The organism is Maritalea porphyrae, assembly GCF_030159895.1.
Classification (GTDB): domain Bacteria; phylum Pseudomonadota; class Alphaproteobacteria; order Rhizobiales; family Devosiaceae; genus Maritalea; species Maritalea porphyrae.
Genome location: NZ_BSNI01000001.1, coordinates 134,060 through 158,355, shown reverse-complemented (window position 1 = coordinate 158,355; position 24,296 = coordinate 134,060). Strand labels below are relative to the sequence as shown.

The window sequence follows — 24,296 nt, the reverse complement described above, 5'->3', positions numbered from 1 at the left end:
TTTTCGAGGTCGAATTGAATAGCCAAGCGCGGCAATAATTTGACATAAGAATTTTTTAATTTGACTTTCGAATTAAAACGCAATTAGTTTGTCGACGAGGAGAAATAGTCATGTTTGTTGGTCTTGATTTAGGGACATCTGGTCTGCGTGCATTGCTGATTGACGAAAACGGCCGGCCGGTGGGGTCCGTTCAAAGTCCCTATCAGACGTCTCATCCGCATGTGGGTTGGAGTGAACAAGATCCAGCGCTTTGGGTGCGCGCGTGTGAAGACGTATTCGCTCAATTGGTCTCTGATTTTGCCGTTCAGTTGTCAGAATTAGAGGGAATTGGGATTTCTGGGCATATGCACGGTGCGGTTCTGCTTGATGAAAATCAGCAGATATTGCGTGAATGCATCTTGTGGAATGATACACGAAGCCATGTCCAGGCAGCGGAGCTTGATGGTATTTCAGGTGTGCGAGAACTTTCGGGCAATATCGTTTTCCCAGGTTTTACTGCGCCGAAACTGAAATGGGTTGCAGACAATGAACCAGAAATATTTGCGCGCACTAAAACTGTTTTGTTGCCAAAGGACTATTTACGGTTCTGGCTGACCGGCGAGTTGCGATCAGAAATGTCTGATGCAGCAGGCACGAGTTGGCTCGATGTTGGCGCGCGCCAATGGTCGGAAACTCTAATTGCGGCGAGTGGCGTTGACAGTGAAATGCTACCCGCACTTGTTGAAGGATCATCACCAGCCGGAAGTCTGAGAAGTGAACTGCTTACGAAATGGGGGATCGCTGGCGATGTTGTCGTTGCTGGTGGCGCTGCTGACAACGCGGCAGCGGCCTGTGGCGCAGGCATTTTGGGTGAAGGTCAAGGCTTTGTTTCACTAGGGACTTCGGGCGTTATTTTGGCGGGTCGTGATGGTTATGCGCCAAAGCCGGAGCGGGCTGTGCATACATTTTGTCATGCGGTGCCAAATCGCTGGTATCAGATGGGTGTGACTTTGGCTGCAACGGACAGCCTGAATTGGCTCTCTGGCCTTGTTGGTCAAACGCCGAAGGAGCTAACAGATGCGTTGGGCGTCGACTTGTCGACACCAACCAGCATTAGTTTTTTGCCCTATCTTTCAGGGGAGCGGACGCCACATAATGACAGTGCCATTCGGGGCGCATTCCTTGGATTGGATATAGCCCATTCAAATTTGGATTTAACTCAGGCTGTTTTGCAGGGCGTTAGCTTTTCATTGCGAGAGAGTTTAGATGCTTTGCGCGCCACCGGGGCACAAATGCCAAGCTTGCTAGCAATGGGTGGCGGCACAAAATCTGAATATTGGGTGCAGATGCTGGCAACCACACTCAATACGCCAATTGATGTTCCAGAGCAGGGCGACTTTGGGGCGGCATTGGGCGCCGCTCGCCTGGCGATTTGCGCCGCAACTGGCGCCGATGCAAAGAGCGTAATGACGTCACCTACAATTGCGCGAACAATTACGCCAAACAAAGAATTGGTGGCAGCGTATGATGCGGCTTACCAAAAGTTTCAACAAATTTATCCAGCAGTTAAGGCAGTACAATGAGCACAGGCTTTTTCAAAAACATCGACAAAGCAAACTTCGAAGGTGCTCAAAGCACTAATCCGATGGCGTTTCATCATTACAATCCGGACGAAGTGGTCTTGGGCAAAAGGATGGAAGACCATTTGCGTTTTGCAGCCGCTTATTGGCATTCCTTTGCTTGGCCGGGTGGTGATCCATTTGGTGGTCAAACATTTGATCGCCCTTGGTTTGGTGACACGATGGACCTGGCAAAATTAAAGGCCGATGTTGCCTTTGAGATGTTTGAAATTCTGGGTGTTCCATACTTTTGCTTTCACGACGCCGATGTGCGACCTGAAGGCAAAGACTTTGCCGAGAACACGCGAAACCTAGAAGAGATCTCAGACTATTTTGCGCAGAAGATGGAGCAAACCGGCACCAAGCTGTTGTGGGGCACGGCGAATATGTTTTCGCACCGCCGCTATATGTCTGGTGTTGCGACAAATCCGGACCCTGACGTTTTTGCGTTTGGTGCAGCCACAGTGAAAACCTGTATGGACGCCACGATGAAACTAGGCGGCGAGAATTACGTGCTTTGGGGCGGCCGTGAAGGCTATGAAACCCTGCTCAATACTGACATGGGACGCGAACTCGACAATATGGGCCGTTTTCTCAATATGGTGGTTGAGTACAAACACAAGATTGGTTTTAAGGGCCAGATTTTGGTTGAGCCAAAACCGCAGGAACCATCCAAGCACCAATATGATTTTGACGCTGCAACCTGCTTTGGGTTTTTGCAGAAATACGGTCTTGAAAATGAAGTGAAGCTAAACCTTGAGCAAGGACACGCTATTCTTGCCGGGCATTCTTTTGAGCATGAAATTGCAACCGCCGTCGCGCTTGGCGTTTTTGGTTCAATAGATATGAACCGCAATGACTATCAGTCGGGTTGGGATACAGATCAGTTCCCTAACAATGTGCCTGAAGTTGCGCTTGCTTATTACCATATTTTGCAAGGTGGTGGTTTCACCTCTGGTGGCACCAACTTTGACGCCAAGTTGCGTCGTCAGTCGCTTGATCCACAAGATTTGATTGCAGCCCATATTGGCGGGATGGATGTTTGTGCACGTGGCCTGAAAGCTGCTGCAGCAATGATCGAAGATGGTGGATTAAAAGACGCGCTGAGCGAGCGATATGCGGGTTGGGATACACCCGAAGCAAAAGCGATGCTGTCGAGCGGTTTGGACGATATTGCTGCGACTGTGGCCGCAAAAAACGTCAATCCGAGCCCGAAATCGGGTCGTCAGGAAATTTTGGAAAACTACGTCAATCGGTTCGTTTGATTTCACACTTAGGAGTGCATTATGAAGTTTTTTATCGACACAGCCGAAATTGATGAGATCAAAGAATGGGCTGACAGCGGATTTCTCGATGGGGTTACAACTAACCCATCCCTGATCAAGAAATCTGGACGCGATATGTTGGAAGTGATTGCCGAGATTTGCTCGGTGGTTGATAGTCCTGTTTCCGCAGAAGTTGCCGCTCTTGAGCATGAAATGATGCTGAAAGAAGCGATGGTTTTGAAAAACATTGCACCCAATGTTGTTGTGAAACTGCCTACCACCCTTGATGGGTTGAAGACATGCCGTAAGTTGGCAGATATTGGCGTGAAGACAAATCTCACACTTTGTTTTTCTGCCAATCAAGCATTGCTGGCTGCCAAAGCCGGTGCGACTTATATCAGCCCCTTTATAGGGCGGCTTGATGACATCAATCTTGATGGCATGAATTTGATCCGGGATATTCGGAATATTTATTCTGGCTATCAGTTTTCGACGCAGATTTTGGCCGCGTCCATTCGTCAGGTGAATCACGTGAGTGATGCTGCGTTGGCGGGGGCGGATGTTGCAACCATTCCGGCGAGCACATTGTCAAAGCTTGTGCAGCATCCTTTGACCGACAAAGGGCTGGAAGGATTTGTAAAAGACTGGCAGGCCACTGGTCAGTCGATCCTCTAATTATGTTTGGCGCGCTCAAAATCGGTGTTGCACTGCTTGTTGTGGTTGCAGGCCCTTGCTTTGCGCAAGAGCATAGATTTGAGCGCGCTGAATATCCAAAGAACACGATGGCCGAGATCGAGCTCGGTCGTTTGTTGTTTTATGATCCAATTCTGAGCGGTAACAAGTCGGTTTCCTGCTCCACATGTCACCACCCTAAGTTCGCGACATCGGATGGTCTTGCATTGGGGATTGGTGATGGCGGTATTGGATTGGGACCGGAGCGAAAAACCGACCCAAATAACATGCCTGAGCAACGAGTGCCGCGCAATTCCCCAGCTTTGTTCAACTTGGGTGCGGCCCAGTTTATCTCGATGTTCCATGATGGTCGTTTGGAGGCAGATCCGAGCCGCGCCTCTGGTCTTCGTACGCCGCTTGAAGATGAGATGGTTGCAGGTTTTGACAGCGTGTTGTCGGCGCAGGCGATGTTTCCTGTTTTATCGCCGGACGAAATGGCAGGGCATTATCTAGAAAATGATGTGGCACGAGCGGTTCGGATTGGCTTGTTGACCGGTGAAGGTGGGGCGTGGGAGATTATTGCTCAACGGGTGCGTGGCACTGAAGAATACGAACGGCTCTTTGCGCAAATTCTTCCTGATGGGCAAGATATTCAATTTGCCGATATCGCAAATGTGCTTGCTGCTTTTATTGCATTTGAGTGGCGGGCTGACGACAGCCCGTTTGATCGTCATTTATTTGACGGTGCGCCGTTGCCAGAGGATGCAGCAAACGGCATGACCCTATTCTATGGCAAGGCGAATTGTAGCTCTTGCCACTCAGGTCTCTTTCAAACTGACCATCAATTTCACGCTATCGCCATGCCGCAATTGGGACCGGGTAAGGCAGCACGATTTGAGGATCATGTGCGTGATACTGGTCGGATGCATGTAACGGGTAATCCCGAAGATGCTTATCAATTTAGAACGCCATCGCTGCGCAATGTGGCGCACACGGCCCCATATGGACATTCGGGCGCGTTTGCCACGATGGAAGCGGTCATTCGTCATCATTTGACGCCGGTTGAAAGCTTGCGGCACTATCAGTGGGATGGCGTGCTCCCAATGCTTGCCGGTGCAGATGATGAAGCTGCGATGCGAGACGCAGCGGAAGTTGAACGAATTGCCAATGCCAACGAGCTTGCGCCAATGGAGTTAAGCGACGTTGAAATCGCACAGCTAGTTGCGTTTTTGCACACCCTCACAGACGAACAAAGCATTGCTGGCAGGCTGGGTTCACCGCAGTCGGTACCTAGCGGCTTGCCGCTCGACCAATAATTGTCGCTTTGAAATCATTGCCTTGGCGTTCGATTGACCAGTAATCCTGTGTCGATATCTGCTGCCACCCGCTTTTTGCCCCGTCTGGCCAAATGAGGCGAACTTTGACTGCTTCACGCGAGCCCAGGCCAAAGTGCTGCGGCACAAGGGCGCCGCTGGCATGGCCGCCACCGATTGTAATTTCACGTGCAATAGTGCGCTCGCCTGTATCGATTTCAATCCATGCGCCAATAGCGTCGAGATTTGGGGCAGGTTGGTTGACCGACAAGCCAATCCAATTTCCGGTTACTGCAGTCATGTTTTGATGGATTTCCATGTTTGCACGCCGGTTGATCACCACAAGATCGAGCTTGCCATCAAGGTTTAGGTCAACCAATGCAGCGCCTCGGCTACGTTCTGGATTGCCTATATTCGCTTCGCCACCTTGTTCGGCAAAGGTGCCATTTGGCTGTTGAACCAACAAACTATTTGGATCTGCCATGGCGCTGGAGATCATTTGATCAACATTCCCTTTGGCGATAAAAATATCGTCCAACCCATCATTCTGTACGTCGCCAAATGCTACGTGCCAGCCAGTGGATGGCCGTCCGTCGTCTCCCATATAGGGGCGGTGAGTGGTGATGCCTTTGTCATAGGCGGCATCTGAGTAGGTTGGCTTGGTGGCTTCGTCAGTTGAGAGCGAATGCAGCTTTTGGTCGCCCATTGAAGTGAGATATATTTCTGGCAAGCCATCGCCTGAAATGTCGCGGCTGGCGATTCCCATGCCCCAAAGCTTGTGCGTCACCCAGCCGTCGGCACTGCCATATTGTTTTGGCTCTAATCCAAGCGACCAAAGCTGTTCCTTGCCGTCTTTCAAATAGTAGTGCCGATCATTACTGATGCGTAAATCGGGAGCGCCTTTGCGACCCCAATCGCTTATCAACATTGATAGCGCACAGTGGCCCGGCGAAAGGTCTAAAGGCTGATCGTATCGCCCATTGTTTGCGCGATAGAGCTGGTTGGTATCGCATGCTCCAAATGGGCCATCAGGATTTGTGCGGTCAACATAGTTGCCAATGGCGAGCGTTGGCAGGATTTCGCCCTGTTCCCAAGTGGCGCTGAAAGCTGTGGTCCAGCGGTCATCGCTCTTAAACTGTAAGGCATAGAATGGCTCAAATTGGCAGTTGCCGAGCCCTTTGAGGATTTGGTTTTCACCAACGCGCATGATGACAAGATCTTTGTATCCATCGCTGTCTATGTCGATCGGGTAAGCGCCGGTAGCTGATGTTATTGATAAGGTATCGGGTGTTTGGTCCGCAAATGCGAGGTTTCCATTCGCGTCGGTTTTGTTGATAAACAGCTGCGATGGCGCGCTGCCACCGGCGACGAATAAGTCGGGCAATCGGTCATTATTGCAGTCAAAAGTTGCGACCCCGCCACCGACAAAGTGTTCCCAGCCACCAACATATTGATGTTCGATTTCGCCAATTCGCGGTTCAAATCGGATGGGTTCTGCAAAAGCGAAATTGCTAGAGAGACTCACTGATATGGCGACGAGAAGTCTAAGCCGCATTTTCGGACATACCTCTTAATTCGAGTTCCGTAAGACCCTCAATTGCGTAGGCAGCAGCTCCTGTCGCCCACATCATATCTCCCCATTTATGGACAACGATCTGTGGGGGAGGGGCGTCGACTTGCACGACGGTTTCTTTAATGCTTTCAAGCACATCGTCGGCATACAAAAAGTCGAGCTGCATTCGCTCGCCCGATAGGATGATCAGTTGTGGATCAAATATGTTTACAAGGTTGGATAGGCCAAGCGCGAACATGCGTGCCGCGCGCTGCAATATAGACTGAGCGGTTCTATCGCCATTTTTGGCGCTCTCAATTAGCTTGGCCATGCCTTCTTGGGTGGCTTCGTTTTCTGAGATATCTTGGCCCAACGATCTTTCGCGCAAGAGGGCGTAGTCGGCGACATAAGCCTCCAAGCATCCGCGCTGACCACAACGACATAGTGCGCCATCCAAATGCACCTTGGTGTGGCCAAATTCTGCGCCGCACCCTCTGGTGCCGCGATACAACTCATCGCCCAAAACAATGCCCATGCCGACGCCGTTTTCGATGGTTACGACAATAAAATCGGATACGCCCTTGCCCATACCGAAATGCTGTTCGGCTTTGGCAACAAGGTTGGCGTCGTTATCGATGAAGGTTGGTTTTTTGAGTTTGTCGCTAAGTAATTTTTTCAGTTCAACATTGCGCTCAATCAGTGATGGCGACCATCGCACGACACCAAGACTTGCATCGACGATGCCCGCCAGGCCGACACCTATTGCGCTGATTTGGCTTAGTTTGATGCTAGCATTGTCGCATGCATGGTGAAGATGATTTGCAAAGACATCGACAAGGTCTTTGGCTGCGTATGTGGTGGTGTCGAGTGCTTGCTCATACTCGCTAATAACCGTGCCTTCGAAGTTCGCAATGACGATTGCAACAGATTTGTTTGCCAATTTTGCGCCCGCTACATAGAAAGCGCTTCCGCGTATCTTAAGGTCAACTTTGGGGCGTCCGCGTTTTAGGTCTTTGCCTTTGGGTTCGACCGGGATTTCTTCAACCAATCCTCGCTCAATCAGTTCCGCGGTTACCGTGGTGACGGTCGCACGACTAATTCCTGTTTGTTCTGAAAGCTCAATGCGTGGCACGGGACCGCTTTTGCGAATCTGCGCTAAAAGTGCGCGGCGACCCAGTGTCCTTTGTTCTCCCAACACGGCATATCCTTCCTGATCAAACATGATCAACTCCAACTGAAATACGGTTTTAGCTCAAAATAGTTTTGCGAGATACCCTTGTATTTTCTCTATTATATTCAGCGTCTTACAAAAAATGCATTATTTAATTTGATTTTCGAATTTAAAATTGCTACCGATAATGCTGCCCGCTGTCAATGTTGGACAAAATTGAATTGTCAGTGAGGCGAGAGTTTTACGGGAGGAAATTATGAAAAAGATTCTATTGGCAACCGCTGCTGTAATGAGCATGGGTGTTGCATCAAACGCATTGGCTGCTGACTTGGTTGTTGGTGTGAGCTGGTCAAACTTTCAAGAAGAACGTTGGAAGACCGATGAAGCGGCCATTAAGGCGGCTTTGGAAGCCGCGGGCGCTGAGTATATTTCAGCTGACGCACAGGCCTCTTCGGCCAAGCAGCTATCTGACATTGAAAGCTTGATTGCACGTGGTGCAAACGCGTTGATTATTTTGGCGCAAGACGCTTCTGCCGTTGGCCCAGCAGTTGATGCTGCAACGGATGAAGGCATTCCAGTTGTTGCTTATGACCGTCTAATCGAAGATGGCCGTGCATTCTATCTGACTTTTGACAATGTTGAAGTTGGTCGCATGCAAGCACGTGCTGTTTTGGCTGCTCAGCCAAAAGGCAACTATGTGATGATCAAAGGCTCACCTACAGATCCGAACGCTGATTTCTTGCGTGGTGGACAACAAGAAGTGCTGCAGGCAGCAATTGATGCCGGCGATATCACAATTGTTGACGAAGCCTATACAGATGGTTGGGTTCCAGCGAACGCGCAGCGCAACATGGAGCAAATTCTGACAGCAAACGACAACAATGTTGATGCTGTTGTTGCTTCAAACGATGGTACAGCAGGCGGTGTTGTTGCTGCGCTGACCGCACAAGGCATGGAAGGCATTCCAGTATCTGGTCAAGATGGCGACCACGCTGCGCTTAACCGCGTTGCCTTGGGTACGCAGACCGTTTCTGTTTGGAAAGATGCCCGTGAGCTCGGAAAAGCTGCTGGTAATATTGCCGTTGCACTAGCAGGCGGTGCTTCGCTTTCTGATATTGAAGGCTCAGCAACTTGGACATCACCAGCAGGCACAGAAATTCAAGCCAAGTTCTTGGCGCCTGTTCCAATTACTGCTTCAGAATTGAACGTAGTTTTGGATGCTGGTTGGATTTCAAAAGACGCATTGTGTGTTGGCGTTGACGCTAGCAAGGTTGCTGTTTGCAAATAGCAATAAAGCGCTCGCAGGCTTGTCCTGCGAGCGACCATTGTTTGATTGGTCTACTACATTCTGATTGGATCATATTTGAATGTGGTGGACCTTTTGCGTTTAGAGGTATGGTAGAGCAATGTTAGACCTGCTCAAAAAGTTCTTCAAAGGGCTAGAATTAGACACCCGCATGCTGGGCATGATCGGTGCGCTTCTGTTCCTTTGGTTATCTTTCAATTTGGTGACGGATGGGCGATTTCTAACGCCACGTAATCTGTTTAACCTGTCTGTGCAAACTGCATCTGTCGCTGTGATGGCAACAGGTATGGTGTTTGTCATCGTCACGCGGCACATTGATTTGTCGGTTGGCTCACTTCTTGGCCTCATCGGTATGCTAATGGGTGCGCTTCAGGTTCATTTTTTACCCCAATATCTTGGGTTCGAGCATCCCGCAATCTGGATCGTCACTGTGCTGTTTGGCATTGGCGTTGGTGTCGTCATTGGCGCTGCGCAAGGGTGGGTCATTGGCTATTTGGCCGTGCCGTCCTTCATTGTAACTCTGGGCGGCTATTTGATGTATCGCGGTGCCGCATGGTGGGTGACCACTGGGCAGACGGTTGCGCCACTTGATGCAACCTATCGATTGCTGGGCGGTGGTGCTGAGGGCACGCTTGGTGCGAATTTGAGCTGGTTGGCAGGGGCTTTGGCTTCTCTAGTTGCTGTTGTGCTGATGGTTCAAAGCCGTCGACAGAAGAAGAGCCATGGGTTCTCTTTGAAGCCGATTTGGGCGGAGTATACGCTGGGTGCAATTGCCATTGGGTTGATCATGGGGTTTGTCACCATAATGAATTCCTATCCCTTGTCCAAAGGTGCGGTAAAACGCATATTTGCAGCGCGTGGCGAAGAAATCCCACAGTTTGCGGTGGTGCATGGGGTCGCTATTCCGGTTCTAATTGTTGTGATTGTTGCGATTGTAATGACCATAATTGCAAAACGGACAAGGTTTGGGCGCTACATTTTTGCGACAGGCGGAAACCCAGAAGCCGCAGAGCTTTCTGGGATTGATACCAAGCTGCTAACCGTAAAAGTTTTTGCATTGATGGGTGGTCTGACGGCCATTGCGGCGGTGATCGCTTCGGCTCGTTTGGGCTCTGTTGGCAACGATTTGGGTACGTTAGATGAGCTTCGTGTGATTGCTGCTGCCGTGATCGGTGGTACGGCCCTGGCGGGTGGTTTTGGCACCATTTATGGCGCGTTGCTTGGTGCTCTCATTATGCAAAGCCTGCAGTCTGGCATGGCGATGGTGGGTGTGGATGCGCCTTTGCAGTCAATCGTTGTTGGATTTGTTTTAGTATTCGCTGTCTATCTAGACATCGCCTATCGCCGCAGAACCGGACACTAGGAGGAAGACATGACACAATCAAAAACACCGCTTGTGGAAATGCGCGATATCCAAGTGTCCTTTGGCGGCATCAAGGCCGTTGACCATGTCAGTATTGATGTTCACCCGGGCGAAGTTGTTGGGCTGCTCGGGCACAATGGCGCGGGTAAGTCGACGCTGATCAAGGTTCTCTCAGGCGCCTATCGAAAAGATGGTGGCGAGATATTGATCAATGGCAAAGCTGTTGAAATCAATAATCCGCGTGACGCGCGGGCCCACAATATTGAAACCATCTATCAGACCTTAGCATTGGCCGACAATTTGGACGCGGCGTCGAACCTGTTTTTGGGTCGCGAGTTGATGTCAAATATGGGGTTTGTTGACGATGATGCGATGGAGGCTGAAACGCGCAAAATTATGGGGACACTGAACCCAAATTTTGAGAAGTTTTCGGCACCAGTTTCTGCTTTGTCTGGCGGCCAACGTCAATCTGTGGCGATTGCTAGAGCTGTCTATTTTGACGCTAAAATATTGATTATGGACGAGCCAACTGCGGCGCTTGGTCCGCATGAAACCCAAATGGTTTCTGATCTTATCAAAGAGCTCAAGAAAGCGGGCATCGGTATCTTTTTGATCAGCCATGACATCCATGACGTTATGGCGCTTTGCGATCGAGCTTCGGTGATGAAAAACGGTAAGCTTGTTGGCACAGTAGATGTCGCCGACGTGACGGATGATGATCTGTTGAGCATGATCATTCTTGGAAAGTCGCCAGAGACTTTGAATAGCTAAATATTGGGCCGGCTAGAGCTGGCCCAATCATTTGCTCATAGAAATTGCTATCGATGCAAATCCATCGTCTATAATGCGTGTCATGAAACTGTTATGTGTTTGCGGCAAACCCGCGACATATTCCTTTTTAAAAAAGTTGGTTCTTGGGCACACTTTATGGGCGAAAACACAAAGCGGTACGGAATTTATTTTGCGCCTGCACCATCGTCTGAATTGTGGGTATTGGGCAGCCAGTGGCTTGGCCGCAATTGTTTGACAGGCAAAAATGTTGAAATTCCAAATTTGTCTGAACTCGTAAACCTTGATTTGTGTAGCCACACGCAATCGCCTCGACGTTATGGATTTCACGCAACGCTGAAGCCGCCCTATCGATTGGCCGAGGGGAAAAGTCTTTCTCAACTTGAAGCGGCAGTGGCGGACTTCGCGCGGCAGCGAAATGCCGTGGAAATCGGCGCGTTGAAACTTAAGGTAATCGGGCGTTTCTTGGCATTGGTGCCGAAGGCGCAAAGTGAAGCATTGTCGGGTTTTGCTGCGCAATGTGTTGAAGTTTTTGATCCATTTCGTGCGCCGCTTAGTGCTGCGCGCCGCGAAAAGCGGATGGCTGCTGGGCTTAGTGAAAGGCAGGTAGAGCTGCTCGATAAATGGGGCTATCCCTATGTTATGGAGCAGTTTCGGATGCACATGACGCTATCAGATCCACTTGATGAAACCACGGGACCTGCAATGCTTTTCGGCGCAAAGAAATGGTTTAAGCCCGTGCTTGAGCGTACGCACATTCTCGATCGGATTTGTCTATATGAAGAGGCTGAGCCTGGCGCACCCTTTACAAGGATTGCTGACTTTGAGCTCGTGCCAAATTGAGCAGTGATTACGAAGTGAAACGGACCTTGCCGATGTAAGGCAGGTTGCGATTGCGCTGTGCATAGTCAATGCCATAGCCAACCACAAATTCGTCCGGAATTTCAAACCCTGTCCAAGTGGCTTTTATGTCGACTTCTCGGCGCGATGGCTTATCGAGCAATGCGCAAACTTCCAGTCGTTTTGGGTTGCGTGATTTAAGCAAATTCGTGACGTGCGTCAGGGTATAGCCCGTGTCAACAATGTCTTCGACCACGAGCACGTCGCGACCTTCAATCTCACCACGCAAGTCTTTTAAGATCCGCACCTCGCGGGAGGATTCTGTGCTGTTGCCGTAAGAAGATGCTTCCAAGAAGTCCACTTCAACGGGTAGTTCAAGTTCGCGGACGAGGTCAGAGATAAACACAAACGAGCCGCGCAATAAGCCGACAACGATCAGTTTGTCGGTATCGGCAAACGTTTCAGAAATCTCTGCAGCCAAATCTTCGACGCGTGCGGCGATTGACTTAGCCGAAATCAGTTGATCAATGACGTAGTTTGAGTGGTCCATGATTTCTCCCCAATGCAATTTAAACTTAGCAGAAGACTATTGATTGTCACGAGGTGGGACTGACCGAAATATCCAAGTTTCTCACAGTTCGTTTTTTGAAAGCCAATTGTGGGCACCCTTTGCGGCAGCGCGGCCCGTCGCCATGCAAGCGGTGATGAGGTAACCGCCAGTTGGCGCCTCCCAATCGATCATCTCGCCAGCAACAAATATGGATGGCATTTTGTCCAACATCAGATTTGCGTCCAATTCGGACCATTGAATACCGCCAGCTACAGAAATGGCTTCGTCGATAGGGCGCGTGCTGCTTAATTTGATCGGCAGTTTTTTGAGCGAAGCGGCCAATTCAGCCGGAGCCAATTTGCCGGCATCAGGTCGCAATTCGCGCACAAGGGCTGCTTTCACACCGGTGAGTTTGGCGCCCTTGCGCAAACGATTGGAGAGACTTTGTTTTGGATTTTGTCGCTCTAGTGATTTGCAGAGTTGATCCTCAGACTTACCTGGTGCGAGGTCGAGGTGCAGTGTGGCATGGCCAGCGGTTTCGATAGTGTCGCGCAAATTGGCTGCGTGTGTGTAGATTAGGCTTCCTTCGACCCCAAACTTTGAAATAACGAATTCGCCTTTTGAAGCGCCTTGTCCTGATATTGCGGTTACTGTTTTCACTGGTGCGCCCGCAAAGCGTTCGATGAAGTGATCGCTCCAAGCTACATCAAAACCGCAATTTGCCGGTTTGAACGGGGCAATTGCGATTTCGCGCTCTGCCAGCCAAGGCACCCATTCTGCAGTTGATCCAAGTCGCTGGTATGATGCGCCGCCTAGTGCCAAAATTGTTGCATCCGCCCCGATTTGGATAGGTCCGTCCACGGTGCTGAATAGTAGTTTGTTGTCTTTGAAACCAACCCATTTGTGGCGGGTTTTTAGCTCAACGCCCGCTTTGTCGAGTTTGTTGAGCCAGGCTCGAAGTAAGGGCGAGGCTTTCATAGCCTTTGGAAAAACACGTCCTGAAGAGCCGACGAATGTTTCTACACCAAGATCGTTTGCCCATTTTTGAATGGCATCTGATGAGAAATCATCAAGAGCAGATTTGAGCCGGTCAGACGCTGCGCCAAATCGGGTTTTGAATGTTTCAAAATTTTCCGCATGGGTGATGTTTAAACCCGATTTCCCGGCCCACAAAAACTTGCGCGCGGGAGTGGGCATCGCTTCATAGATGGTAACTCTATGGCCGGTGTTGATCAGCGCTTCTGCGGCCGCTAAGCCGGCAGGGCCACCACCAATAATTGCGATTGATTTTGTCATGGTTTGGGTGGTGCCACATATTGAAGGAGTGGACAATCAAAAGCTTTGCCGCGCCAGCCCTATTGTTAGGTGAACTTGCGGAAAAAGCGCGTGCGGTCGAACATAACTTCAAGTTCTTCCATGCGCTCGCGGGTTTCTGGCCAAGTGCGTTGTTGCACGTCAGCAATGATGGTCTCAACGAGAAGCATTGTTGTGACGGAGCTGTCCCAAGCAGAAGGCACAACGATTTTTAGGCTGAAAGTGTGGTCGGCCAATTTAGCGATTGGTGATAGCCATTGGTCTGTAAACAGGATGATCTTTGCGCCTGCTTCTGCGGCCATTTCGGCGAGTTTTAACGTCGAATTCTCGTACCGGCGCACATCGAATATTACGATCACATCGTCTTTTTTTATATCAAGCAGATAGTGCGGCCAAGCGTTTGAGATGGATTGTATGTGAGTCACATCTTTGCGCAGCACTTGCATATGCAGGAAGAAATAGTCCGCCAACGCGCGGGTTATGCGACCACCCACCACAAAAAGTGACCGATCCGTATCGGCCATCAATTCACAGGAGCTTTCAAAGGTTTCAATATCGAGTTGCCCGAGGGAGTGGCGAATATTGTCAATCACCGCTTCAGTGAACTTGTTGACGATATGCTCGTTGGGCGCCTGATCCGCCCAAGTGTCATGTTTGGCTATTGGATCGGAAATTGTTGCTTCAACTTCCTTGCGCAGCGCCGCTTGGAATTCTGGAAAACCTTTGAAGCCAATTTTCTGCACCATGCGGGCAACTGTTGGTGTGGAGACGCCAGCGTTTTGTGCGACGGCGGTTATCGAGCCGAGCCCAGACACCGGATAGTTTTCCATCAATGAGTGTGACAATTGCCGCTCCGCGCGGGTGAGATTGTCAAAGCTTGATTGCAACAGTTCGGCAACGGTGCTGGCGTTTTCGGACAAAGTTAAATCTCCATTTTTCTCGGTTTACCAACAATTTGAACAAATATGAAGAAAAGATTTCAGAAATGATATTGACAGCGCGATCCATTCTGAAGAAATATGTACAAAACGGGAGGGGTTGTGAATATTTCTACAGAACAGTCGAAAATCGATCGCGAAAATTTTGCCGCCGTTGAGTTGCTCAATGAAGGTGGGCGTTCGCCAGTTCTGTTGATCTGTGAGCATGCGTCGAACTTTATTCCAGAACAGTTTGGCACCCTAGGTTTGAGTGATGAAATTCAGCGCAGCCACATTGCCTGGGACCCGGGCGCACTTGAGGTAACTGAACAGCTCAGCAAGTTGTTGGATGCGCAAGCCATTGTGGGAAAGATTTCGCGGCTCGTTTATGACTGCAATCGTCCGCCTGAAGCGTTAGATGCGGTCCCATCGCGTAGCGAAATCTTTGATGTGCCGGGCAATAAGGCGATTTCCCCAGAACAATATCAGCAGCGTGTCGATGTTAGTTTTGTTCCGTTTAGTGAGATGGTTGAGCGGACGCTTCGCTGGAGCAGGGCGCAGCGCGTTATTGTGACCATCCACAGCTTCACGCCTGTTTATTGTGGGCAATCCCGAGAAACCGAAATTGGGATATTGCACGATAGTGACAGCAGGCTTGCGGATGCAATGCTGGATTTGGCACCGCATCACGCAAATCTGAAGATCGAACGGAATAAGCCGTATGGACCAGAAGACGGTGTCACCTATACGCTGAAAAAGCACGGCATGGAGAACGGACTGCTCAATGTGATGATTGAGGTTCGCAACGATTTGATTGCGACGACCGATCAACAGCAAGAAATTGCGCAGGTGCTGTTTGAGATGATCAGCAATTCTCTTGGCGTGCTTGGAGTATTGAGCAGCGGGGAGGGGAACTAGTGCTGTTATTCATGGGCAGATATGTCCGGATTGTTGATGCGGTCAATTACCGAATGGGCCGGATCATGATGTATTTCATTTTTGTGATGGTTGCGATTTTGCTGTGGTCTTCGATTTCGAAGACGTTTTTTCTGCCTTCATTGTGGACACTTGAGTTGGCGCAATTTGCAATGGTCGCTTATTACATTTTGGGTGGACCCTATTCGATGCAACAGGGCGCGCATGTGCGTATGGACCTGTTCTATGGCGGGTGGTCCGACAAGAAGAAAGCTCAGATAGACGCGATCACGGTATTGTTCTTGATTTTCTATCTCGGCGTTATGCTTTATGGCGCATACGATAGCACCAGCTATTCTTTCCAATATGGCGAGCGCAGCCCTACCGCTTGGCGCCCCTATCTGTGGCCAATCAAAGTTGTCATGTGTTTCGGCATCTTCATGATGCTCCTGCAATCAATCTCTGAATTGTTCAAAGACATTGCCACACTCAAAGGCGTGGAGTTGTAATATGTCTTATGAATTGATCGCTATCTTTATGTTTGCTTCGATGATGCTGATGCTGTTCACAGGCAAACGCGTGTTCGGAGCCATTGGTGCTGTAGCAGCCATTGCGGCACTATTTTTGTGGGGCACTGGTGGCTCCGATATTCCGTTCTCATCAGCGATGAAACTGATGAAGTGGTATCCACTGCTTACGCTGCCAATGTTCATTTTCATGGGCTACATCCTGTCGGAAAGCAAGATCGCAGACGATCTTTATAAGATGTTCCACGTGTGGATGGGGCCAGTACATGGCGGCCTTGCAATCGGTACGATTGGCTTGATGGTTTTGGTGTCGGCAATGAACGGACTGTCCGTTGCTGGCATGGCGATTGGCGCAACCATTGCGCTGCCCGAGTTGCTACGCCGCGGCTACGACAAGCGCATGGTTACAGGCGTTGTGCAGGCTGGTTCATCGCTCGGTATTTTGGTGCCGCCATCGGTTGTGTTGGTGCTCTATGCAATGATTGCGCGGCAACCTGTCGGTCAGTTGTGGCTCGCTGGCGTATTCCCGGGGCTTCTTATGGCCGCGATGTTTATCCTTTACATCTACATCCGCTGCCGCGTTCAACCTGAGCTTGGCCCTGTTCTGCCCAAAGAAGAACGCGACGTGCCGCTTGGTGAAAAGCTTCGCCTGCTAGGTGCGGGTGTTCTGCCGATCACGATTTTTGCTGCAATGATGGTGCCGTTCATCAATGGCTGGACGAGCCTTGTGGAAAGCTCGGCGATTGGCGCGATGACCGCCTTTATGGCCGCTGTACTCAAAGGTCGTATGAACCGCAAAGTGTTTGAAGTGTCAGTGCGTCAAACGCTGCTCATCTCTTGTATGTTCATGTGGATCATTTTGGCCGCGCTTGGATTTGGTGCGGTGTTTGACGGGCTTGGCGCTGTGCGCGCAATCGACAATTTGTTCACCGAGCAACTTGGATTGAACCCTTGGCTGATCCTTATTCTGATGCAGCTTTCATTTTTGATTATGGGGACCTTCCTAGACGACACAGCAATGTTGGTCATCGTGGCACCACTTTACGTGCCGCTCGTCAAAGTACTTGGGTTCGATTTGATCTGGTATGGCGTGTTGTACACGATCACCACCCAGATCGCTTATATGACGCCACCATTTGGCTACAACCTATTCTTGATGCGTGCGATGGCACCGCCTGAAATCACCCTTAAGGACATCTACGGCTCTATTTTGCCGTTCGTGTTGGTGATGGTTTTCGCGCTCTCGCTCATCATGTTGTTCCCTGAGATTGCGCTCTGGCTACCAAACACGGTCTACGGGAAATAATTGAAAAAACAGACCTGAGAAAAATCAGGCATCAAAAGGCTTAAACAAGGAGAAGGAAATGACAACTAGACGTAAGTTTTTAACCGGGGCAGCGCTTGCACCGGCTGCAGCTCTCGCCACACCAGCGATTGCGCAATCAAAAATCCGTTGGCGGATGCAAACATATGCTGGCCCTGCTTTGGCTGAGCATGTGATTAAACCCGCCATCGATAGTTTCAACAAGATCGCTGGCGATGAGATGGAAATCGAATTGTTCTATGCCGATCAATTGGTGCCAACTGGTGAATTGTTCCGTGCAATGCAAAAGGGAACAATTGACGCTGTGCAGTCAGATGATGATTCAATGGCGTCACCAACGGAAGTAACGGTGTTTGGTGGGTACTTCCCATTCGCAAGCCGCTATTCGCTCGACGTACCAGTGTTGTTCAACCAATATGGTTTGAACGAGATTTGGGACGAAGAGTACTCAAAAGTTGGTGTGAAGCATTTGTCAGCTGGTGCTTGGGACCCATGTCACTTTGCAACAAAAGACCCAATCCGCAGCTTGGCAGATCTTAAGGGCAAGCGTGTCTTTACATTCCCAACAGCTGGCCGTTTCTTGAGCCAGTTTGGTGTTGTTCCAGTAACACTGCCATGGGAAGACATTGAAGTTGCAGTGCAAACTGGCGAGCTAGATGGTATTGCATGGTCAGGTATCACGGAAGATTATACTGTGGGCTGGGCAGATGTGACCAACTACTTCCTGACCAACAATATCTCTGGTGCTTGGGCTGGCTCATTCTTTGCCAACCAAGATCGCTATCAGGAATTGCCGGAACATCTGAAAGAGCTTTTGCAGTTCGCAATGGACAGCTCGCACTACTACCGCCAGTGGTGGTATTGGGGCGGTGAAGCTTCACTGCGTGTGAATGGACCGAAGATGGAACTCACTTCAATTCCAGACGAAGAATGGGCGCAAGTTGAAAATGCTGCTTTGAAATTCTGGGATGAGATTGCGGCTGAATCTGAGACCAAAGCCAAAGTGGTAGAGATCTTCAAAAAGTACAATGCGGACATGCAAAAAGCTGGCCGTCCGTATCGTTATAGCTAATATAACTGGTCTCGGGATGACCTTCGGGTTGTTCCGAGACATTTTTATTCTAACTGATCAAAGTGGACGACTTTTATGCCGGGCAATCTTTCTTTTGATGACCTAAAGCGCCAAGTGCAAGCCGGAGATGTGGATACCGTTTTGGTGACCTTCCCTGATATGCAGGGTCGTCTGATGGGTAAGCGTTTTCATGCGCAACATTTTGTAGATAGCGCATGGGAAGAAACTCATTGCTGTAACTATTTGCTCGCAACAGATCTGGAGATGTACACGGTCGAAGGCTATGCCTCGACAAGCTGGCAATCCGGCTATGGCGATTATGTGATGAAGCCTGATCTATCAACATTGCGTCCTGTGCCTTGGCTTGAAGGCACAGTGATGGTGATGTGTGATGTGCTCGATCATCACACCCATAAAGAGGTTCCACATTCGCCCCGCGCAATGCTGAAAAAGCAAATCGCTCGCCTAAATGAATTGGGCTTTGATGCGATGATGGCGACTGAATTGGAGTTCTTTTTGTTCGAAAAGAGCTTTGACGAGGTGCGCAAATCAGGCTTTCGTGAGCTAGCGCCGATTAGCGGCTACAATGAAGATTATCATATTCTGCAGACCACAAAAGAAGAAGCTGTGATGCGTCCATTGCGCAACCATCTTTATGCTGCGGGTGTGCCAATTGAGAACTCCAAGGGGGAGGCAGAGGCTGGGCAGGAAGAGCTGAACATCCGTTATGCAGCAGCTTTGGATTGCGCGGACAATCACACGATTGCCAAACACGCAACCAAAGAAATTGCGTGGCAACAAGGGCGTTCAGTGACCTTCCTGCCTAAGTGGCATAAAGACCGTGTCGGCAGTTCCTCTCATGTCCATCAATCGCTTTGGAAGGATGGCAAGAACGCGTTTTTCGACCCGGATCAAGAACTGGGAATGTCAGATTTGATGCGTAACTATATGGCCGGTCTGATCCATTATGCGCCGGACTATACTTATTTCCTCGCGCCTTACATCAACAGCTATAAGCGTTTCCAAAAAGGCACGTTTGCGCCCACAAAGACCGTATGGTCGGTTGATAATCGCACCGCTGGGTTCCGGCTTTGCGGTGATGGCACAAAAGCTGTTCGCGTAGAGTGTCGTATCGGTGGTTCAGATCTAAATCCATATCTTGCGCTAGCTGTGCAGCTGGCTGCCGGTATCAAAGGCATTGAGGACAAAATGGAACTCGCGCCGCCAACGTCCGGTGATGTTTACGAAAGCAAGGATGCACGGGAAATCCCGCAAACATTGCGCGATGCTGCGGTGACTTTGAACAATTCAGATATGCTGAAACAAGCATTGGGTGAAGAGGTGGTGGCTCACTATGTTCATGCAGCAGAGTGGGAACAAGAAGACTTTGACCGGGTGGTGACCGACTATGAGATCGCCCGGGGTTTTGAAAGAGCGTAAGAAATGTCAAACACTGTGAAATGTATATCACCCATTGACGGGTCCCTTTATGCTGAGCGCGAAACGCTGAGCAATGACGCCGCTCACGCCGCCGTTGAGCGAGCAAAATCGGCTCAAGTTGCATGGGCGGCACGCCCATTGAATGAGCGTATTGCGCTTGTTAAAGCGGGTGTCGAAAAAGTCGGGCAAATGAACGACAAAATCGTTGAAGAGCTTGCTTGGCAAATGGGTCGCCCAGTGCGCTATGGTGGTGAGTTTGGCGGTTTTAATCAACGTGCGTCATACATGGCTGAAATTGCTGCAGATGCACTCGCACCAATCGCCATTGAAGATAGCGGTGAGTTCAACCGTTACATCAAACGCGTGCCGCATGGTGTGGTGTTGGTCGTTGCGCCTTGGAACTATCCTTACATGACAGCGATCAACACAGTTGCGCCGGCGCTGATTGCAGGCAACACGGTCATGCTCAAGCACGCGTCACAAACCTTGTTGGTGGGCGAACGCTTGGCCGAAGCCTTCCATGCAGCTGGGATTCCTGGCGATGTGTTCCAAAATGTGTTTTTGGATCACGACACTACATCCTCGCTCATTGCATCTGGTTCATTTGGGTTCGTGAACTTTACGGGTTCAGTTGGAGGCGGTCAGGCGATGGAACGCGCTGCTGCTGGTACATTCACTGGCGTTGGCACAGAGCTTGGTGGCAAAGACCCAGGTTATGTAATGGACGATGCGGATGTGGATGCGGCGGTTGAAACGCTAATTGACGGCGCGATGTTCAATTCGGGACAATGTTGTTGTGGCATTGAGCGCATATATGTGGCGGAAAGTCTCTTCGATGAGTTTGTCGAAAAGGCGGTGAAGATAGTTTCTGGCTATAAGTTGGGCAATCCGCTTGATAAAGAAACCACCATTGGCCCAATGGCGCATGTGCGTTTTGCTGATGAGGTACGCGCGCAAACCAAAGAAGCGATTGAAGCCGGTGCGAAGCCACTAATTGATCCAGCTTTATTCCCTGAAGATGATGGTGGTGCATATTTGATGCCGCAGATTTTGGTGGATGTTGATCATTCCATGCGTGTGATGCGGGATGAAAGCTTCGGCCCGGTTGTTGGCATCATGAAGGTCAAAGACGACGCTGAAGCAATCAGCTTGATGAACGATAGCGAGTTTGGCCTCACCGCATCATTGTGGACAAAAGATGTGGCGCGCGCGCAGGCAGTTGGCGACAGAATTGAAACAGGCACGGTTTTTATGAACCGCTGCGATTATCTTGACCCGGCACTTTGCTGGACTGGCTGCAAGAATACAGGGAAGGGCGGTGGCCTTTCAGTGATTGGCTATCACAATCTCACCCGTCCAAAATCATATCATTTGAAGAAGGTGTAACGACCATGTTGTTGCAAGGAAACTGGAACTATCCGACCCCGATCCGTTTTGGCGCTGGTCGTATTTCTGAAATTGCAGATGCGTGCGCGGCTGTTGGTATCAAGAAACCTTTGCTTGTCAGCGATAAAGGGTTGGCCTCGCTGCCGATCACAACAGCAACGCTTGATTTGCTTGAAGCCGCTGGGCTCGGCCGCGCGATGTTCTCAGACGTGGACCCAAACCCTAGCGAGTTGAACGCCGAAGCGGGTCTGAAACAATATCGTGAAGGTGGCCATGATGGTGTGATCGCATTTGGTGGCGGTTCGGCATTAGACCTTGGCAAAGTAATTGCCTTCATGTCTGGCCAAACCCGCCCGATTTGGGATTTTGAAGATGTCGGCGATTGGTGGACCCGTGCTGACGTTGACGGTATCGCACCCATCGTTGCTGTGCCAACCACAGCGGGCACTGGGTCAGAAGTTGGTCGCGCGTCGATTATCACCAACTCGGTGACACACGAGAAGAAGATCATTTTCCACCCTAAAATTCTGCCGGGCGTTGTGATTTGTGACCCTGAGTTGACAACAGGCATGCCGCCATTCATCACCGCAGGTACGGGAATGGATGCTTTTGCGCATTGCTTGGAAGCATTCTGCTCACCGCACTATCATCCAATGAGCCAGGGTATCGCGCTGGAAGGTATGCGATTGGTGAAAGAGTATTTGCCACGTGCATATGCAGACGGCGCGGACATTGAAGCGCGTGCGCATATGATGTCCGCCGCTGCCATGGGATCGACTGCGTTCCAAAAGGGCCTTGGTGCCATCCACGCGCTGTCGCACCCAATTGGTGCGGTGCATAACACCCACCATGGCACCACCAATGCTGTTGTGATGCAGCCGGTTCTCACATTCAACCGTTCTGCAGTCGAAGATCGATTGACCGCAGCTGCCAACTATCTTGGTATCGCTGGCGGCTATGAAGGTTTCTACAATTATGTGGGTGAGCTAAATGATAGTTTGGGCATTCCGAAGAACCTCACAGAGTTGGGCGTAACAGATCCTGACATGGACCAGTTGACCAAGTCGGCGTTGCAAGACCCGAGCACTGGTGGCAACCCCGTTGAGATGACTTACGACAACACATTGGAGCTGCTGAAAGCTTGTTTCTAAGCAGAAAACCCTGGTCGTTTCCCTTAGACGACAAAAACTGTGAGCTGGCCCTTCGGGGTCAGCTTTTTTGTGCGATTTTGTCGAGCTGGTGTGTTTGTGCAATCATACGCGCGTTTTTTAGGGAGGAAATAATGAAAGAACATTTTTCAGAGAACCAGGTCGACCATTTTCTTGATCTTATCAATAGCGCAGCGAATGCCGAAGAAGTGATCTGTCAACTGGCGATGTCAGGAAAGAAAAATGCGAATGCTGCCGCTTCGAAGCTTTTGGCTAGAAGGGATGAAGACGGCGCAATTTGGTCGTTTGATCAGATTGATGCCATCGCACAAGACCACCCGAAATTTTTCAACGCCGCATTGCATGAGGCCCGCCATCCATTCTTGGTATCGAGTGGAACTGGAATTCTTGCAAATAGCTCATTTTCAATCGCGAAAACTGTCGGGTTCTGGTTTGCGATAAATTGGGGGAAGTGGCCGAAGAAATGGGGCGATCCGCGCAATGAGTTTGCTCGACTTCTTTTCAACAAAAGGCGCGATTTGCAGGATAAACTGGATACAGAAGATAACAACATAAAACATGCTAAGCGTCATCTCGAACAAGCTAAAAAAGATCACCCGAATGACCCTGATCACCGTGAGATTTCAGATGCGAAAATTGCGCTGGAGTCTGCGAACGCAAGAAAGAAGGAAGTTGAGCGAGAAGTCAAAGCGCTGCAAGATGCCCGTGCAAAGCTGGACCACAAAGCGACTTGGAAGATTGTAAAGGCGAACATCAAGGCCAAGCTTGCGGAGCTGCGTGCACTTCGAAAGACGATCACCGGCAATGACATTAAGTCGAAGAAAAAACGTGCAAAAATTGACGTAGAGATTATCAGTGCTGAGGGCGATATTTATGATGGCGAGGAAGCTCTAGCCAAGATCAAGTAAGTTATCTTGCCGTTTAGGGTTTGACGTTTATGCGTCAAACCCCTTTGCTAATTCTGTTCGCGTTTTTGAAACAACAAGGACATAAGGCCCAACAATGCCGATACGACAATCAGCAAAAGCGAAACTGCGTTGAGCACAGGTGTTGAGCCCTGTTTCAATCTGTCAAACATGGTGATGGTTAGCGGTGCGTCTGAGCCGACTAGCATTAGCGTTGTGTTGAAGTTTTCAAAGCTCATCAAAATGGCCACCACGGCAGCACCAGCTATTGCGGGCATTAGAAATGGCAATGTTATTTGGCGGATTGCACCCCATTTTGTGGCACCAAGATTAAGCGCTGCCTCTTCTAGCGACCGGTCGAACTTTTCAAGCCGTGCTGAGATGACTAGGGTAGCGAATGTTGCGATGAAACTGAATTGCCCAAGGATCACCAAAGGCAAGCCGGGGCGTAAGCCATCGAACCACAAGCCGGTTGCGTCTTCTAGATTGTTGGCTACGGTGTTTGAAAATACCAAAATCGAGATGCCCAAGATGATGCCTGGGATGATGAGCGGCAAGAGCATCAAAATGTACAAAAACTCTTTGAATTTGAAGTCATATCGCACAAAAAGAAATGCGTTTGATGTGCCCACTGCAATCGACAGTAGCGAAACCCAAAAGGCGACAAACAAAGATGTGCCGATGGACTTGATGATTGGGCGTTCATTGAAAACACCGATATAGGGCGCTTCATTGCCAAAGAACCAAGCCCATGTGAAGCCGTCCCAAGGCAAGGATGGGAAAACGCTATCGTTGAAAGCGAAGGCGCAAACAACGGTTAGGGGCAGTGCCAAATAGATGAAAAACAGCGTCACATAGATCCGATAGGTCCACGCGAATGCTTTTGACTGAGGGATGGTTGCGATCAT

At 49.9% G+C, this 24,296-nt stretch carries 22 protein-coding genes; 16 read left to right on the top strand and 6 right to left on the bottom strand.

The annotated features are described in order from the left end of the window. The first annotated feature begins 110 nt into the window (after window positions 1-110). Genes xylB through QQL65_RS00760 form a run of 4 tightly spaced genes read left to right on the top strand, consistent with a single transcriptional unit; the run spans window position 111 to window position 4,851 of the window. Window positions 111-1,562, top strand: coding sequence for a xylulokinase (xylB, locus tag QQL65_RS00775; RefSeq protein WP_284361042.1), 1,452 nt, complete (start codon window positions 111-113; stop codon window positions 1,560-1,562). Then, window positions 1,559-2,863, top strand: a complete 1,305-nt coding sequence (gene xylA, locus QQL65_RS00770) for a xylose isomerase (RefSeq protein ID WP_284361040.1) — start codon at window positions 1,559-1,561, stop codon at window positions 2,861-2,863. The genes xylB and xylA overlap by 4 nt, the downstream gene beginning before the upstream one ends. 21 nt (window positions 2,864-2,884) lie before the next feature. Then, window positions 2,885-3,538, top strand: a complete 654-nt coding sequence (gene fsa, locus QQL65_RS00765; RefSeq protein ID WP_284361039.1) for a fructose-6-phosphate aldolase — start codon at window positions 2,885-2,887, stop codon at window positions 3,536-3,538. Between the two features lie 2 nt (window positions 3,539-3,540). Next, on the top strand, window positions 3,541-4,851 hold the full coding sequence (locus QQL65_RS00760; protein WP_284361036.1) for a cytochrome-c peroxidase: 1,311 nt from the start codon (window positions 3,541-3,543) through the stop codon (window positions 4,849-4,851). Here QQL65_RS00760 and QQL65_RS00755 read toward each other — a convergent pair. Beyond that, window positions 4,826-6,403: a CRTAC1 family protein gene (locus QQL65_RS00755; RefSeq protein WP_284361033.1), complete on the bottom strand. Its 1,578-nt coding sequence runs from the start codon at window positions 6,401-6,403 to the stop codon at window positions 4,826-4,828. The genes QQL65_RS00760 and QQL65_RS00755 overlap by 26 nt on opposite strands. Further along, a complete protein-coding gene (locus QQL65_RS00750) occupies window positions 6,393-7,622 on the bottom strand; it encodes an ROK family transcriptional regulator (RefSeq protein ID WP_284361031.1) in 1,230 nt (409 codons plus the stop codon). Before QQL65_RS00750 ends, QQL65_RS00755 begins: the two co-directional genes overlap by 11 nt. 205 nt (window positions 7,623-7,827) lie before the next feature. On the opposite strand from QQL65_RS00750, the gene xylF reads away from it, so the two are divergent. The 4 genes from xylF to QQL65_RS00730 all read left to right on the top strand — a co-directional run bounded on the left by xylF (window position 7,828) and on the right by QQL65_RS00730 (window position 11,872). Further along, window positions 7,828-8,859 carry a D-xylose ABC transporter substrate-binding protein gene (gene xylF / locus QQL65_RS00745; RefSeq protein ID WP_284361029.1) on the top strand — a complete coding sequence of 344 codons (1,032 nt, stop codon included), beginning with the start codon at window positions 7,828-7,830 and terminating at the stop codon, window positions 8,857-8,859. 118 nt (window positions 8,860-8,977) lie between these two features. Next, complete coding sequence (locus tag QQL65_RS00740; protein WP_284361027.1) at window positions 8,978-10,240, top strand: sugar ABC transporter permease; 1,263 nt, start codon at window positions 8,978-8,980, stop codon at window positions 10,238-10,240. 9 nt (window positions 10,241-10,249) lie between these two features. Then, complete coding sequence (locus tag QQL65_RS00735) at window positions 10,250-11,011, top strand: ATP-binding cassette domain-containing protein (protein ID WP_284361025.1); 762 nt, start codon at window positions 10,250-10,252, stop codon at window positions 11,009-11,011. Between the two features lie 156 nt (window positions 11,012-11,167). Next, complete coding sequence (locus tag QQL65_RS00730) at window positions 11,168-11,872, top strand: DUF1045 domain-containing protein (RefSeq protein WP_284361023.1); 705 nt, start codon at window positions 11,168-11,170, stop codon at window positions 11,870-11,872. Window positions 11,873-11,879: 7 nt separating this feature from the next. On the opposite strand, the gene hpt is transcribed toward QQL65_RS00730, so the two are convergent. The 3 genes from hpt to QQL65_RS00715 all read right to left on the bottom strand — a co-directional run bounded on the left by hpt (window position 11,880) and on the right by QQL65_RS00715 (window position 14,653). Then, entirely contained in the window at window positions 11,880-12,419 is a 540-nt protein-coding gene (hpt, locus tag QQL65_RS00725) for a hypoxanthine phosphoribosyltransferase (RefSeq protein ID WP_284361022.1), read from the bottom strand. An 81-nt stretch (window positions 12,420-12,500) separates the two neighbouring features. After that, on the bottom strand, window positions 12,501-13,715 hold the full coding sequence (locus QQL65_RS00720; protein WP_284361020.1) for a TIGR03862 family flavoprotein: 1,215 nt from the start codon (window positions 13,713-13,715) through the stop codon (window positions 12,501-12,503). Between the two features lie 65 nt (window positions 13,716-13,780). Further along, window positions 13,781-14,653 (bottom strand): MurR/RpiR family transcriptional regulator, encoded by an 873-nt coding sequence (locus QQL65_RS00715; RefSeq protein WP_284361017.1) that lies wholly within the window; start codon window positions 14,651-14,653, stop codon window positions 13,781-13,783. Window positions 14,654-14,773: 120 nt separating this feature from the next. Here QQL65_RS00715 and QQL65_RS00710 point away from each other — a divergent pair, with 120 nt between their 5' ends. The 8 genes from QQL65_RS00710 to QQL65_RS00675 all read left to right on the top strand — a co-directional run bounded on the left by QQL65_RS00710 (window position 14,774) and on the right by QQL65_RS00675 (window position 23,391). Then, window positions 14,774-15,568, top strand: coding sequence for an N-formylglutamate amidohydrolase (locus QQL65_RS00710; protein WP_284361015.1), 795 nt, complete (start codon window positions 14,774-14,776; stop codon window positions 15,566-15,568). A gap of 11 nt (window positions 15,569-15,579) precedes the next feature. Further along, a complete protein-coding gene (locus QQL65_RS00705; RefSeq protein WP_284362049.1) occupies window positions 15,580-16,074 on the top strand; it encodes a TRAP transporter small permease subunit in 495 nt (164 codons plus the stop codon). Window position 16,075: 1 nt separating this feature from the next. Further along, window positions 16,076-17,398 carry a TRAP transporter large permease gene (locus tag QQL65_RS00700; protein WP_284361013.1) on the top strand — a complete coding sequence of 441 codons (1,323 nt, stop codon included), beginning with the start codon at window positions 16,076-16,078 and terminating at the stop codon, window positions 17,396-17,398. 58 nt (window positions 17,399-17,456) lie between these two features. Continuing rightward, on the top strand, window positions 17,457-18,488 hold the full coding sequence (locus QQL65_RS00695) for a TRAP transporter substrate-binding protein (RefSeq protein ID WP_284361011.1): 1,032 nt from the start codon (window positions 17,457-17,459) through the stop codon (window positions 18,486-18,488). Window positions 18,489-18,563: 75 nt separating this feature from the next. Beyond that, window positions 18,564-19,928: a glutamine synthetase family protein gene (locus QQL65_RS00690; RefSeq protein WP_284361008.1), complete on the top strand. Its 1,365-nt coding sequence runs from the start codon at window positions 18,564-18,566 to the stop codon at window positions 19,926-19,928. Window positions 19,929-19,931: 3 nt separating this feature from the next. Next, window positions 19,932-21,314, top strand: a complete 1,383-nt coding sequence (locus QQL65_RS00685) for an aldehyde dehydrogenase family protein (RefSeq protein ID WP_284361007.1) — start codon at window positions 19,932-19,934, stop codon at window positions 21,312-21,314. 5 nt (window positions 21,315-21,319) lie between these two features. Beyond that, the gene (locus QQL65_RS00680; protein WP_284361004.1) at window positions 21,320-22,465 is read left to right on the top strand and encodes an iron-containing alcohol dehydrogenase; all 1,146 of its coding nucleotides are present in this window, start codon (window positions 21,320-21,322) and stop codon (window positions 22,463-22,465) included. Window positions 22,466-22,596: 131 nt separating this feature from the next. Continuing rightward, window positions 22,597-23,391 (top strand): hypothetical protein, encoded by a 795-nt coding sequence (locus QQL65_RS00675; protein WP_284361003.1) that lies wholly within the window; start codon window positions 22,597-22,599, stop codon window positions 23,389-23,391. A gap of 47 nt (window positions 23,392-23,438) precedes the next feature. Here the strand turns inward: QQL65_RS00675 and QQL65_RS00670 are convergent, their stop codons facing one another. Next, a complete protein-coding gene (locus QQL65_RS00670; protein ID WP_284361001.1) occupies window positions 23,439-24,296 on the bottom strand; it encodes an ABC transporter permease in 858 nt (285 codons plus the stop codon).

Excerpts from the sequence above, each read along its gene's own strand:
- xylB (WP_284361042.1), top strand. The coding sequence starts at position 111 with ATGTTTGTTGGTCTTGATTTAGGGACATCTGGTCTGCGTGCATTGCTG.
- xylA (WP_284361040.1), top strand. The coding sequence starts at position 1,559 with ATGAGCACAGGCTTTTTCAAAAACATCGACAAAGCAAACTTCGAAGGT.
- fsa (WP_284361039.1), top strand. The coding sequence starts at position 2,885 with ATGAAGTTTTTTATCGACACAGCCGAAATTGATGAGATCAAAGAATGG.
- QQL65_RS00760 (WP_284361036.1), top strand. The coding sequence starts at position 3,541 with ATGTTTGGCGCGCTCAAAATCGGTGTTGCACTGCTTGTTGTGGTTGCA.
- QQL65_RS00755 (WP_284361033.1), bottom strand. The coding sequence starts at position 6,403 with ATGCGGCTTAGACTTCTCGTCGCCATATCAGTGAGTCTCTCTAGCAAT.
- QQL65_RS00750 (WP_284361031.1), bottom strand. The coding sequence starts at position 7,622 with ATGTTTGATCAGGAAGGATATGCCGTGTTGGGAGAACAAAGGACACTG.
- xylF (WP_284361029.1), top strand. The coding sequence starts at position 7,828 with ATGAAAAAGATTCTATTGGCAACCGCTGCTGTAATGAGCATGGGTGTT.
- QQL65_RS00740 (WP_284361027.1), top strand. The coding sequence starts at position 8,978 with ATGTTAGACCTGCTCAAAAAGTTCTTCAAAGGGCTAGAATTAGACACC.
- QQL65_RS00735 (WP_284361025.1), top strand. The coding sequence starts at position 10,250 with ATGACACAATCAAAAACACCGCTTGTGGAAATGCGCGATATCCAAGTG.
- QQL65_RS00730 (WP_284361023.1), top strand. The coding sequence starts at position 11,168 with ATGGGCGAAAACACAAAGCGGTACGGAATTTATTTTGCGCCTGCACCA.
- hpt (WP_284361022.1), bottom strand. The coding sequence starts at position 12,419 with ATGGACCACTCAAACTACGTCATTGATCAACTGATTTCGGCTAAGTCA.
- QQL65_RS00720 (WP_284361020.1), bottom strand. The coding sequence starts at position 13,715 with ATGACAAAATCAATCGCAATTATTGGTGGTGGCCCTGCCGGCTTAGCG.
- QQL65_RS00705 (WP_284362049.1), top strand. The coding sequence starts at position 15,580 with ATGGGCAGATATGTCCGGATTGTTGATGCGGTCAATTACCGAATGGGC.
- QQL65_RS00700 (WP_284361013.1), top strand. The coding sequence starts at position 16,076 with ATGTCTTATGAATTGATCGCTATCTTTATGTTTGCTTCGATGATGCTG.
- QQL65_RS00695 (WP_284361011.1), top strand. The coding sequence starts at position 17,457 with ATGACAACTAGACGTAAGTTTTTAACCGGGGCAGCGCTTGCACCGGCT.
- QQL65_RS00690 (WP_284361008.1), top strand. The coding sequence starts at position 18,564 with ATGCCGGGCAATCTTTCTTTTGATGACCTAAAGCGCCAAGTGCAAGCC.
- QQL65_RS00685 (WP_284361007.1), top strand. The coding sequence starts at position 19,932 with ATGTCAAACACTGTGAAATGTATATCACCCATTGACGGGTCCCTTTAT.
- QQL65_RS00680 (WP_284361004.1), top strand. The coding sequence starts at position 21,320 with ATGTTGTTGCAAGGAAACTGGAACTATCCGACCCCGATCCGTTTTGGC.
- QQL65_RS00675 (WP_284361003.1), top strand. The coding sequence starts at position 22,597 with ATGAAAGAACATTTTTCAGAGAACCAGGTCGACCATTTTCTTGATCTT.
- QQL65_RS00670 (WP_284361001.1), bottom strand. The coding sequence starts at position 24,296 with ATGATCGCAACCATCCCTCAGTCAAAAGCATTCGCGTGGACCTATCGG.